We start from the raw sequence: 13274 nt of genomic DNA, 5'->3' as shown, positions 1-13274 counted from the left end.
GGATCCTATAAAATGTGTCTTAATAAAAAAAGAGCGGCAATAATAAGTGTAGAAAACTTTATAATCAAGATTTATGCAAAAATAATTTTTCATTCCCCCCCTTGATATTAATAATAATGTTCCCATCTATGTGGAAACACTAACATTTCTTTGACTAAATTAAAGACTTGAAAATCACAATTTCAGTCTTATATATAAGAAATAAAATACAGGTTTTGAGGAGAAAAGATTATGGGTAAAATTATTGGTATCGATTTAGGTACAACAAATTCATGTGTTGCAGTAATGGATAATGGTCAAGCTAAAGTTTTAGAAAATGCTGAAGGTGACCGTACAACCCCGTCGATTATTGCTTACACACAAGATGGTGAAATTTTAGTCGGTCAACCAGCAAAACGTCAGGCAGTAACAAATCCACAAAATACATTATTTGCAATTAAACGTTTAATTGGTCGTCGTTATGAAGATGCTGAAGTACAACGTGATGTGGGTATTATGCCATATAAAATTGTTAAAGCTGATAACGGCGATGCGTGGGTAGATGTAAAAGGTCAAAAAATTGCGCCACCACAAATTTCTGCTGAAGTACTAAAGAAAATGAAGAAAACTGCAGAAGATTATCTTGGTGAGCCAGTAACAGAAGCGGTTATTACCGTTCCAGCTTATTTTAATGATGCTCAACGTCAAGCAACTAAAGATGCGGGTCGTATTGCTGGTCTAGATGTTAAACGTATTATTAACGAACCAACAGCTGCTGCACTTGCTTATGGTTTAGATAAAGATGTGGGTAACCGCACAATTGCAGTCTATGACCTTGGTGGTGGTACATTTGATATTTCAATTATCGAAATTGATGATGTCGATGGCGAAAAAACATTCGAAGTATTAGCAACTAATGGTGATACTCACTTAGGTGGTGAAGATTTTGACTCTCGTTTAATTAACTATTTAGTTGATGAGTTTAAACGTGAACAAGGTTTCGATCTTAAAAATGATCCACTTGCAATGCAACGTTTAAAAGAAGCTGCAGAGAAAGCAAAAATCGAATTGTCATCAGCGCAACAAACGGATATCAACTTACCTTATATCACAGCTGATGCATCAGGCCCTAAACATTTAAATATCAAAGTGACACGCGCTAAACTTGAATCTTTAGTCGAAGATTTAGTTAAACGCTCAATGGAACCAGTGAAAACAGCATTAAAAGATGCAGGTCTTACTGTTTCTGATATTAAAGATGTAATTTTAGTTGGTGGTCAAACCCGTATGCCAATGGTTCAAAAAGCGGTTGCAGACTTCTTTGGTAAAGAACCACGTAAAGACGTTAACCCTGACGAAGCAGTAGCAGTAGGTGCTGCGGTACAAGGTGGTGTATTAGGTGGTGATGTTAAAGATGTATTATTACTTGACGTTACACCATTGTCTTTAGGTATCGAAACGATGGGTGGTGTAATGACTACCTTAATTGAGAAAAATACGACTATTCCAACTAAACATAGTCAAGTGTTCTCAACGGCTGAAGACAACCAATCTGCGGTAACGATTCATGTATTACAAGGTGAGCGTAAACGTGCTGGTGATAATAAATCACTAGGTCAATTTAACCTTGATGGTATTCAAGCTGCACCACGTGGTATGCCACAAATTGAAGTGACCTTTGATATTGATGCCGATGGTATCTTACATGTATCAGCAAAAGATAAAAATACTGGTCGTGAACAAAACATTACCATTAAAGCTTCTTCAGGTTTAAGTGAAGAAGAAATCCAAAAAATGGTCAATGATGCGGAAGCGAATGCTGAAGCTGACCGTAAGTTTGAAGAGTTAGCACAAGTACGTAACCAAGCAGATCACCTTGTTCACTCAACTCGTAAACAAGTGACTGATGCAGGCGATCAATTATCTGCTGATGATAAAAAAGCGATTGAAGATGCGGTAACTGCATTAGAAAATGCTGCTCGTGGTGAAGATAAAGCTGAAATTGAAGCTAAAATCAATGTGTTAATGGAAGCATCAAAAAAATTACTTGAATTAGCTCAACAACAAGCTCAAGCAGATCAATCTGCAGGTCAAGCAAATAATGGTAGCGCTTCGGCACAAGATGATGTTGTTGATGCTGACTTCAAAGAAGTTGATGATGATAAAAAATAATCGTTAACTAAAATGTTTTTTAATGAGTTATTTCAACGAGTTTTAGACATGTAACACATTAAACGGGCGCGAGGTAACTCAAGCCCGTTTAGTTGTTTATGCAATAAAAAATAAAGGTTAATTATGGCGAAGAAAGATTATTATGAAACATTAGGCGTGAGTAAAAGTGCCAGTGAAGCTGAGATAAAAAAAGCCTATAAACGCCTAGCCATGAAATATCATCCTGACAAAAATCAGGATAATAAAGCTGAAGCAGAAGCGAAATTCAAAGAAGTTAAGGAAGCTTATGAAGTATTAACCGATTCGCAGAAGAAAGCGGCTTATGATCAATATGGTCATGCAGCCTTTGAACAAGGGCATGGCGGCGCAGGCGGCGGTGGTTTTGGTGGCTTCGGTGGTTTTGGCGGAGGTTCTGCATTTGATGATATCTTTAGTGATTTCTTTGGTGGTGGTCGTGGACGTAGTCAAACTTCCTCACGCGGTGCGGATCTGCAATATAATATCTCGTTAACACTGGAAGAAGCTGCTGCAGGCGTCAGCAAAGAGATAAAAGTACCGACTTGGGTAACTTGTGATGTTTGTCACGGACAAGGAACTGAAAAAGCTTCAGATGTAATGACGTGTGAAACCTGTCATGGTGCAGGTGTTGTACAAATGCGACAAGGCTTTTTTGCTGTGCAGCAAGAGTGTCCAACCTGTCATGGTCGGGGTAAAGTAGTAAAAAATCCATGTAAAAAATGTCATGGTGAAGGACGAGTTCAGAAAACTAAAACGCTTTCTGTAACGATTCCTGCCGGAGTTGATACCGGTAGTCGTATTCGACTTTCTGGAGAAGGTGAAGCAGGTTTAAATGGTGCACCAGCTGGTGATTTATATGTTCAAATGCAAATTAAACCACATGCTATTTTTGAACGTGATGGTACTAACTTACATTGTGAAATTCCAATTAATATTGCTTTAGCATCGCTAGGTGGAGAAGTAGAAGTACCAACACTTAATGGTAAAGTAAGCTTAACTATCCCTGCTGAAACACAAACAGGTAAAGTGTTCCGCTTACGAGGTAAAGGCGTTAAATCGTTACGTGGAAGTTCAATTGGTGATCTTTATTGCCATGTGGTTGTTGAAACACCAGTTAATTTAACCAGTAAACAGAAGGAATTGCTTAAAGAGTTAGGTGAAAGTTTTAAAGCCGATAAAAGCTCTAAGCACAGTCCAAAAGAGAAAAGCTTTTTTGATAAAGTGAAGAAGTTTTTTGGTTAAAAAGACGGATTTAGCTATAAACGAGATTAGTTTTGCTAATCTTGTTTTTTTATGCTTTTATCTTTGATTTTATTAGATGCTATTACCATAATGTTTAAACATACTCTTTATTATCTACTTTTCGCTGTTTTAAGCGATATATCTTCTCAAATTTAGTAGTACAGCTGTATAAATGCTATTAATAGGTATCCTTCAAAAAAGAATTAAATCTATTGAGATATCGATCGATCTGATTAAATAGAAGTTGCAATTAATGCAACTTTAGAAACTAATAAAAACAGAATTCATTGCCAGAATATAGTTAACAGTTGTTAGAAGTAGGTTGTTGCTTGGTAAAGATGAGGTATTAGCCATTTATCTTGCTCAGTATATCGCAAGACAAAATAAGATGCTTTCTATATATTTAATGTGATTTCGTTCCAGTTTGATCACACGATTGAGGCTGGGTTGATTGAGCTGATAAATAACAGATAAAAATAAACCCAGTAAGTACTGGGTTTTATAATGTGTTATCAAAAAATTACATTTTAGTTGTAAATGTACGAGCGATAACGTCGCGTTGTTGTTCTGCTGTTAATGAGTTAAAACGTACAGCATAACCAGAAACACGAATAGTTAATTGTGGATATTTTTCTGGGTGTTGTACGGCATCTTCAAGTGTTTCACGACGAAGTACGTTAACATTTAAATGTTGTCCACCTTCAACTTTGATAGTTGGTGCAATATCTAAAGGAATTTCACGATATTCAAACTGACCAAGTTCAGCTGTTGGAATAACTTGATCTTCTTTATATACTGATTTAGCTGCGACACAACGCGCTTCATTAGTTGAGTCATCTAATAACCAAAAAGAATTAAGAAGTGCTGAGTTGTCAGCTTTAGTAATTTGGATACCTGTAATCATTTTAAAACCTCCTATGAGCGTTATTGCCCCTAAAATATTAGGGTTAATATAACACTTATATAATTTGATTAAAGTCAAAAAAAGCTATTAATACGATAAGCTGTACCTTTTATTTAACTTTTAGAGCACTATAGGTTATGATGAGTAAAAATGAGAATTTCTCAGCAAGATATATTCAGTAATTTTTACGGCGTGGACAAACTATGACAACACAATTAACATGGCATGATGTTATTGGTACTGAAAAAGACAAACCTTATTTTCAAAAAATCATGCAATTTGTTACCGCTGAGCGTAATAGCGGTAAAATCATTTATCCTCCTCAACACGATGTATTTAATGCATTTCGTTTTACTGCTTTTAATGACATCAAAGTTGTCATTTTAGGTCAAGATCCTTATCATGGACCGAATCAAGCACATGGACTTTCCTTTTCCGTGTTACCGGGAGTTAAACCTCCTCCTTCATTATTAAATATTTATAAAGAGTTATCTACCGATATTCCTAGTTTTCAGATCCCTTCTCATGGTTATTTAGCATCTTGGGCGACTCAAGGGGTACTTTTGCTTAATACAGTATTAACGGTGGAAGCTGGTCAAGCTCATTCACATGCCAAAATAGGTTGGGAGACTTTTACCGATAATGTTATAGCGGCTATAGACAAACATCTTGAGGGAGTGGTGTTTTTATTATGGGGATCACCTGCGCAAAAAAAAGGGCAATTTATTAATCGGCAAAAGCATCATGTATTAACTTCTGTGCATCCTTCACCTTTATCAGCCCATCGTGGATTTTTAGGTTGTAAACATTTTTCCAAAGCTAATGATCTTATTGTGCAACAAGGTAAAGCAGCTATTGACTGGCAACCTAAATTACCTTGAAATTAGACATAATTATATAAATTATTGGGTTTTTTTAAAGCGATTTAGAAGTGAAGTTAAACTAAAAATAGTCAATACGATAATGTGTTGTTAATATTCTCATCAGGTTAGCTGATGAGAATAAAAAAACTTACTGAATCCCTTTAGGATTTTCGCCATATTGGTTGCTACCAGGTGTTGAATCTGTAGCTAAAAAGACGATTAAAATAATACCACCAACAAGAGGAATAAGAGCGATCAACATGAGCCAGCCTGATTTATTTGTATCGTGTAAACGACGAGCAGTTACAGCAAGATTAGGTAATAAGCTCCCAAATGCAACAATAAGATATAAGATAGCGCTTAAAGTTTCAGAAATAAAACCTATCACACTAAGATTCACAGCTTGTATAATTAATAAGAATAAAATAAACATCCAGTACTCTTGACGACGAGCACGGCCATTAAAATTAACATAATTTTTTGTAAAACAATTAATAAACCAATTCATCCTATTTCTTTCCTATAAAATTTAATAATTAACAATTAAAAACCACCTTATTAAGGCGGCTGGTTATTCTAATCAAAAAAATTACATAAAACAAATTTTTCATCAATTTTATACTTTTTACATATTATTATCTTTTTTAGTTTTATAAAACTTAGCAATTTAATTTGAGTTTTCTCTCGCTTCTATCTATGTTAAAATCACCCCTCAGTGGTTATTTAAAGTGACCAAAATCTTTCAGCAAAATAACACTGAGGCCCCCCATGAAAATAGTTGAAGTTAAACACCCTCTTGTACGTCATAAAATCGGTTTAATGCGCGAACATGATATTAGTACTAAAGACTTTCGTGCGCTTGCCAGCGAAGTTGGTAGTTTATTAACTTATGAAGCCACGGCTGACTTACCTACTGAAAAAGTGACCATTGAAGGTTGGTGTGGACCTGTTCAAATTGAGCAAATCAAAGGTAAAAAAATAACTGTAGTACCAATCCTGCGTGCCGGTTTAGGTATGATGGATGGTGTGCTTGAGCATGTGCCTAGTGCTCGTATTAGCGTCGTTGGGTTTTATCGTAATGAAGAGACCCTTGAGCCTGTCCCTTATTTTCAAAAATTAACGTCGGACATTGCGGAACGAATGGCTTTGGTTGTTGACCCTATGCTAGCAACGGGTGGTTCAATGGTGGCGACGATTGATTTATTAAAACAAGCAGGGTGTAAAAATATTAAAGTATTAGTTTTAGTGGCTGCACCTGAAGGTATCAAAACATTAGAAAAAGCCCATCCAGATGTTGAACTCTATACAGCATCCATTGATGAACGGTTAAATGAACAAGGTTACATTTTACCAGGGCTTGGCGATGCTGGAGATAAAATATTCGGCACTAAATAAAATTTCATTTTTTAAACCGGCTAAGCCGGTTTTTTTATGCATAAAAAATGAGGTTAAAAGATTAAGTTGAAGTGGAGATGATCAACATGTCAAATAAAATAAATGATAAACAAAAATATAAAGCGTCACAGGAGAAAGTTGCTTGGCAAGATATTTTTACTGGTGCACAAATGCTCTTTGTTGCTTTTGGTGCGTTAGTGTTAGTGCCACTATTAACGGGTTTAAATCCTAATGTCGCATTGTTTACAGCGGGTATAGGCACATTATTGTTTCAACTCACCACGAAAGGCAAAGTACCGGTATTTTTAGCTTCCTCATTTGCCTTTATTGCACCGATCTCTTTTGGTGTAGCTCAATGGGGGATTCCTGCAACTTTGGGGGGATTGGTTGCAGCAGGATTTGTGTTTATGTTTTTTGCTTTATTAGTCAAACTAAATGGCAAACATGTTATCGATCGTATTTTACCGCCAGTGGTAACTGGTCCTATTATAATGGTCATTGGTTTATCTCTTGCGCCTGTCGCAGTGGGTATGGCAATGGGTAAAGATAGTGGCCTTCAGGTTAAGGATTATCAATTAATTATGATTTCAATGTCCTCATTATTGACTACGCTGATTGTGGCAATTTGGGCAAAAGGGTTTTTCAAACTTGTTCCAATTATTGCAGGTATTGTCGTTGGTTATGTGATGTCTTGGATAATGGGTATTGTCAACTTTCAACCGGTTATTGATGCACCATGGTTTAAGATACCGGATTTCACTTTTCCTGAATTTCATTGGCAAGCTATTTTATATATGATACCTATTGTTATTGCACCAACGATTGAGCACGTTGGTGATATTATGGCGATTAGTTCTGTTACTGGCAAAGATTATACTCGTGAACCGGGATTACAACGCACACTTTTGGGGGATGGATTAGCAACTTCAACCGCAGGCTTTTTTGGTGGCCCGCCTTGTATCACCTATGCAGAAGTGATTGGGGCCGTCACCTTAACACGAAACTTCAAAACTCGTGTAATGACATGGGCAGCAATTTGGGCGATTTTAATGTCATTTATTGGTAAAATCGGCGCATTTTTGAGTACTATCCCAACTGTTGTCATGGGCGGAATTATGGTGCTTTTATTTGGTTCGATTGCATCCGTTGGCATTAATATATTAATCAAACATAAAGTTGATCTTTCTGTTTCGCGCAATATGTGTATTGTTTCATTAGTGTTGGTGTTTGGTATTGGTGGGATGATTTTTGATTTTGGTTCTTACGCATTGCAAGGGATAAGTTTATGTGGCATTTTAGCTATTTTATTAAATTTAATCTTACCTTATCCGAGCAAAACAGTAAAAACTGATTAAGATTAATAGATATCACGGTTAACGAATTAATCGTTAACCGTGGTAACTAAAGCTAAAGAAAGGGTGTGGTATTTTCATAAAATATATCATTCATTTATCAATGAAAAGTGAGTAGACACTCACTTTTTTTAGTCTCTGGTTAATGACATGTTATTCGTCGTTTTTCTTAATCGATAAGAAACTTATCCTAATTTTACATTAAATAAAGTTTAATTTTTAGTCCTGATTTTATCACGATGAATGACTATGTTGAGTCCCATTTCTGTGGTTGGTAAGTGATAACTTATTTAATTTTGTAGATTTTAAGAAAGTATCATTATTTTTCTGTATTTTATTTATACTGATTCAATTTAAAAAATATTGAATTGTTGAAATACGCTTGATTAAGATGAACTCACATTTTTAGTTGCATGAAAAACATTATTCAGTTTGTCTAGAAAAGTCAGTAATGGCTTACTTATTTAATAATCAATTGATAAATATAATATTGTATCTATTTTGGGAGTGGTGGTAAGTTAAATTAAAAAATATTATTTAGATATATAAGAGATATTTGCATTGGAATAAAAAACTCACTTATTTATTGAGATAAGTGAGTTTTTAATAGTAGAGTATCTTATTTTATTGGACGCATGGTTGGGAATAAAATGACATCACGAATAGTATGACTATTCGTAAATAGCATCACCGTTCGGTCAATACCAATACCTAATCCTGCTGTTGGCGGTAAGCCATGTTCTAAAGCCGTAATATAATCTTCATCATAGAACATTGCTTCATCATCACCGGCATCTTTTTGTGACACTTGATCAGCAAAACGTTGAGCTTGGTCTTCCGCATCGTTAAGTTCTGAGAAGCCATTGCCAATTTCACGCCCACCAATAAAGAACTCGAATCGGTCTGTAACAAATGGATTTTCATCATTTCGACGAGCCAGTGGTGATACTTCAGCAGGATATTCGGTAATAAATGTCGGTTGAATCAGATTAGCTTCAGCAACCTCTTCAAAAATTTCAGTCACAACTCGACCAAGTCCCCAACCTTTTTCAATTTTGATACCTACTGCATTAGCAATAGCACATGCTTTATCAAAATCATCCAAATCAGCATTATTGGTTTCTGGACGATAATGACAAATAGCTTCACGCATTGTCATTTTAATAAATGGTTTACCAAAATCGAAGGTATGTTCACCATATTGAACAACGGTATTACCCGTTACAGCGATTGCCAGACGGCGGAATAATGCTTCAGTTAGCACAATCAAATCTTTATAATCAGCATATGCCATATACATTTCCATCATGGTAAATTCTGGATTATGTCTTGGCGATACCCCTTCATTACGGAAGTTACGATTAATTTCAAAGACACGCTCAAAACCACCGACAACCAGACGTTTTAAGTAAAGTTCTGGTGCGATACGTAAGTACATATCTAAATCAAGGGCATTATGATGCGTAATAAAAGGTTTCGCTGACGCCCCACCAGGAATAACTTGCATCATCGGTGTTTCAACTTCCATAAAGTGATTTTCAAGCATGAAATTGCGAATTTCAGTTACCACTTTTGAACGAGCGATAAACGTATTTCTCGACTCTTCATTTGTGATGAGATCCAAGTAGCGTTGACGATAACGCATTTCTTGATCTGCAAGACCATGGAATTTATCCGGTAATGGACGAAGTGCTTTAGTTAATAAGCGAATTTCTTCACAGTGAATAGAAAGTTCGCCAGTTTTAGTTTTAAATAAATAACCTTTAGCACCGACAATATCCCCTAAATCCCATTTTTTAAATTGCTCGTTGTAGTAATTTTCGGGAAGATCACCACGCGTTACATAAAGTTGAATTTGCCCAGCAACGTCTTGTAAAGAGACAAAAGAAGCTTTACCCATTATACGGCGCATCATCATTCGACCGGCAACAGTGACAGTAATTTTATTCTCAATTAATTCTTCGTTGGTTTTATCGTCATACAATTTATGAAGATCACTTGAAATAGCATCACGACGAAAGTCATTTGGGAAAGCAATGCCTTGCTCGCGAATATTTGCTAGTTTTTCACGACGTATAGTTAACTCGTTATTTAACTCTTCAATATGGTTTTGTTGCTCTTGCTGTGTTGACATAATTTTACCTTTTATTTATCACCAAGCAGTTTATAAACCTGCTTTTAAGCTTTCTTCAATAAATTGATCTAAATCACCGTCTAAAACGGCCTGAGTGTTGCGTGTTTCAACGCCGGTACGCAAATCTTTGATTCTTGAATCATCAAGCACATAAGAACGGATTTGACTACCCCAACCGATATCCGATTTGTTCTCTTCCATCTGTTGCTTTTCAGCATTTTTCTTCTGCATTTCAAGCTCATACAGTTTCGCTTTTAACTGTTTCATTGCTTGATCTTTATTACTATGCTGAGAACGATTATTTTGACACTGGGTAACAATTCCCGTTGGTATATGCGTAATTCGAACAGCAGATTCGGTTTTATTGACATGCTGTCCACCAGCACCTGATGCCCGATAGACATCAATACGAAGATCGGCAGGATTGATATCGATATCAATATTATCATCAATTTCTGGATAGACAAAAACAGAAGCAAATGATGTATGACGGCGATTACCCGAATCAAAAGGACTTTTTCGTACTAAACGGTGGACGCCTGTTTCGGTACGTAACCAACCGTAAGCATAGTCGCCTGATACTTTAATGGTCGCCGATTTAATTCCTGCAACATCACCATCAGATACTTCCATGACTTCTGTTGTAAAGCCTTTAGATTCTGCCCAGCGTAAATACATTCGCAGTAACATTTCAGCCCAATCTTGTGCTTCAGTACCTCCAGAACCTGACTGAATATCTAAATAACAATCTGCGCTATCGTAATCGCCTGAAAACATTCGACGAAACTCTAGCCCAGCCAGTTTTTTTTCTAACTGTTCAAGCTCTAGATTTGCTTCATCAAACGTATCTTGATCGTCGGCTTCAATGGCAAGTTCAAGCAGACCTTCAGCATCGTCAAGGCCTTGAGTTAAAGAATCTATTGTATTGATGATTTCATCAAGCGTTACCCGCTCTTTGCCTAACGCTTGTGCTTTTTCGGGATCTGCCCAGACTTCAGATTGTTCTAATTCGGCATTAACTTCTTCAAGTCGCTCTTTTTTTAAATCATAGTCAAAGATACCCCCGAATTACATCAGTGCGCTCGGTAAGTTCGGCTATTTTGGATTTTATCGGATTAATTTCAAACATGTATTATTTAGTTCGGTTTTGCGATTTTCAATTAATCGCCCATTGTAGCGGATTTAAGTATAATTTAGCAATTGCCAATTTGCAGATACGATGATTGGAAATTAATACCAATAAATAAAAATGACGCATTAAGCGTCATTGATAATTGAGTAACTATACTAAAAACAGTTATTTTTTTGCTTGAGCGTATAACTCAGCAACTTTATCCCAGTTAATTACATTCCAAAATGCACCAATATAATCAACACGACGATTTTGGTATTTTAAGTAATATGCGTGTTCCCAGACATCTAATGTTAAAATAGGCGTACCTAAAACACCTGAGAATTTTTCGCCCATGACAGGAGAATCTTGGTTTGCGGTTGAAACTACTTCAAGTTTACCATTTTGTAACACTAACCAAGCCCAACCAGAACCAAAACGAGTGGCTGCTGCGTTTGAAAATTTTTCTTTGAATGCGTCTACAGAACCGAAATCTTTTTCAATAGCTGCTTTAAGTTCACCTTTAAGCTCGGTACCAACTTTAAGTAATTCCCAAAATAGGGTGTGATTAACGTGACCACCCACATTGTTTTTGATACCTGTTAGTTTATCAGCTGGCACTTTATCTAAATTTTTAAGTAAAGTTTCAGGACATAATTCTTTAAGTTCTGCCGGTAAAGTCTCTAAGAGCGCATTTGCATTATTGACATAAGTTTGATGATGTTTGTCATGATGAAGATGCATCGTTTCCGAGTCAATATACGGTTCTAATGCGTCATAAGCATAAGGTAGAGGTGCAAGAGTGTAAGCCATGAAGATACTCCTTTCAAAAATTAGATATTCGTTATTGCTATATTTTACAGAGTATACGGTCAAATTGCTTATCTCACAATCTATTGTTTGAATAGTTCAGAACTATTTAATGATTGGATAATCAATAAATCAAATTGCCTAATTGACAAAGCCCTCCACCAATATCTTTCCCAATCTTACCATTATGCAAAGAAAGACCTTCTAAAAAACTTACGATTTTCCATCAGTTAATTTTACGTTTTAAGATTAAATACTCTTTATCTAATTTTAACCTCAATTTACTTCGTTTTTCGGGGTTGTCTACTTTTAATATTTTGCATAATTTCGAACAACCAACCATGAACGATAATAGAATTTAATTTGTAGAAGCAGACAGATAGTATTGACTTAGCTTATCCAAAAAAACAAAGAGTTTATAATTCATTTTACTATAATCATGTAGGCGTAATTTTTCCTCTGTATCAACAAAACGATATTTAGCCGCTTGACTAAGGTCATTTTGCGAATGGGCAATCAACTTTTCAACTACCTCATGGGTTAACTCCATATGACATTGGAAACCATAAACCAATTTGCTATAAGCAATAATTTGCCGAGGACAGCCTTCACTATGAGCAATAATTTGCGCATTTTGCGTTAAACCTGGCATATCATTGTGCCAGTGACCTACTGCTAGCGTATCGCCGAAATGAGAAAAAAGCGGATTTTTTTTGCCTGCTTCCGTTAAGGTAATGGGGAATTTACCGATCTCTTTTTCAGGACTATGCTCGAAATGAGCACCTAGCGCTTCGCCAATTAATTGGGAACCAAGACAAACGCCAATCACGATTTTATTCGCTTTAATTGCTGATAAAATGAAGGTTTGTTCTGCTAATGAATCAAAATGGGCACACTCTTGTTTCGTTGTAGCAGGGGATTGTGGGCCGCCCATAATAATAAGAAAATCAATGTTATCTATCCTTTCAGGAAGTGGCTCGCCCAGATAAACTCTTGAATAGGTAACCGTATGAAGATGTAACTTAGCCCATTGTTCATAAGCACCTGGTGCTTCAAACTCTTCATGAAGAATAAAATGGATATGCATGGATAAAAATTTCCTTTCTTATTAATTTAACAATAACATTATAGATAAATTTTAAACATTTAAAGTGTTATCAAAAGTATTATGGGTCACAATTTTTTTAAAATATTATTAACCATTTTACTTTAAACACAATATTAAAATTTGAAAAGGAGTGTAATTTGTCGGAAATAAAAAAAACCTGCTATAAGCAGGTTTTAATAATTCGGT

The 13274-nt window shown here is 35.9% G+C and carries 11 protein-coding genes; 5 read left to right on the top strand and 6 right to left on the bottom strand.

Annotated features, from left to right (window positions below; all coding sequences use genetic code 11):
- The first annotated feature begins 231 nt into the window (after positions 1 to 231).
- Both dnaK and dnaJ read left to right on the top strand, forming a co-directional pair.
- Complete coding sequence (gene dnaK / locus J3U35_RS01010; protein ID WP_267358961.1) at positions 232 to 2151, top strand: molecular chaperone DnaK; 1920 nt, start codon at positions 232 to 234, stop codon at positions 2149 to 2151.
- A 123-nt stretch (positions 2152 to 2274) separates the two neighbouring features.
- Positions 2275 to 3411 (top strand): molecular chaperone DnaJ, encoded by a 1137-nt coding sequence (dnaJ, locus tag J3U35_RS01005; protein ID WP_220216276.1) that lies wholly within the window; start codon positions 2275 to 2277, stop codon positions 3409 to 3411.
- Positions 3412 to 3931: 520 nt separating this feature from the next.
- Here dnaJ and grcA read toward each other — a convergent pair.
- Positions 3932 to 4315 (bottom strand): autonomous glycyl radical cofactor GrcA, encoded by a 384-nt coding sequence (grcA, locus tag J3U35_RS01000; protein ID WP_220216278.1) that lies wholly within the window; start codon positions 4313 to 4315, stop codon positions 3932 to 3934.
- Positions 4316 to 4518: 203 nt separating this feature from the next.
- Between grcA and ung the strand changes: the two genes are divergently transcribed.
- On the top strand, positions 4519 to 5196 hold the full coding sequence (gene ung, locus J3U35_RS00995; RefSeq protein ID WP_267350237.1) for a uracil-DNA glycosylase: 678 nt from the start codon (positions 4519 to 4521) through the stop codon (positions 5194 to 5196).
- 130 nt (positions 5197 to 5326) lie between these two features.
- Here ung and J3U35_RS00990 read toward each other — a convergent pair whose 3' ends face one another.
- Positions 5327 to 5686 carry a DUF805 domain-containing protein gene (locus J3U35_RS00990; protein ID WP_267350239.1) on the bottom strand — a complete coding sequence of 120 codons (360 nt, stop codon included), beginning with the start codon at positions 5684 to 5686 and terminating at the stop codon, positions 5327 to 5329.
- 260 nt (positions 5687 to 5946) lie between these two features.
- Here J3U35_RS00990 and upp point away from each other — a divergent pair, with 260 nt between their 5' ends.
- Entirely contained in the window at positions 5947 to 6573 is a 627-nt protein-coding gene (gene upp / locus J3U35_RS00985; protein ID WP_065558519.1) for a uracil phosphoribosyltransferase, read from the top strand.
- Positions 6574 to 6659: 86 nt separating this feature from the next.
- Positions 6660 to 7928: a uracil-xanthine permease family protein gene (locus tag J3U35_RS00980; protein ID WP_267358959.1), complete on the top strand. Its 1269-nt coding sequence runs from the start codon at positions 6660 to 6662 to the stop codon at positions 7926 to 7928.
- A 616-nt stretch (positions 7929 to 8544) separates the two neighbouring features.
- On the opposite strand, the gene lysS is transcribed toward J3U35_RS00980, so the two are convergent.
- The 4 genes from lysS to J3U35_RS00960 all read right to left on the bottom strand — a co-directional run bounded on the left by lysS (position 8545) and on the right by J3U35_RS00960 (position 13067).
- The gene (gene lysS, locus J3U35_RS00975; protein ID WP_267358958.1) at positions 8545 to 10059 is read right to left on the bottom strand and encodes a lysine--tRNA ligase; all 1515 of its coding nucleotides are present in this window, start codon (positions 10057 to 10059) and stop codon (positions 8545 to 8547) included.
- A 30-nt stretch (positions 10060 to 10089) separates the two neighbouring features.
- Positions 10090 to 11188, bottom strand: a protein-coding gene (gene prfB / locus J3U35_RS00970; protein ID WP_324123825.1) for a peptide chain release factor 2 whose coding sequence is annotated in 2 segments (ribosomal slippage) — positions 10090 to 11112 and positions 11114 to 11188 — 1098 coding nt in all. Because the reading frame shifts where the segments join, the coding sequence is not laid out codon by codon here.
- A 168-nt stretch (positions 11189 to 11356) separates the two neighbouring features.
- The gene (locus tag J3U35_RS00965) at positions 11357 to 11983 is read right to left on the bottom strand and encodes a Fe-Mn family superoxide dismutase (protein ID WP_267358957.1); all 627 of its coding nucleotides are present in this window, start codon (positions 11981 to 11983) and stop codon (positions 11357 to 11359) included.
- 355 nt (positions 11984 to 12338) lie between these two features.
- Positions 12339 to 13067 carry a type 1 glutamine amidotransferase gene (locus J3U35_RS00960; protein WP_267358956.1) on the bottom strand — a complete coding sequence of 243 codons (729 nt, stop codon included), beginning with the start codon at positions 13065 to 13067 and terminating at the stop codon, positions 12339 to 12341.
- Positions 13068 to 13274 lie beyond the last annotated feature (207 nt).

Source organism: Gilliamella sp. B2717 (assembly GCF_026536675.1).
Taxonomy (GTDB): Bacteria; Pseudomonadota; Gammaproteobacteria; order Enterobacterales; family Orbaceae; genus Gilliamella; species Gilliamella apicola_I.
This window is presented reverse-complemented; position numbering and strand designations above follow the sequence as displayed.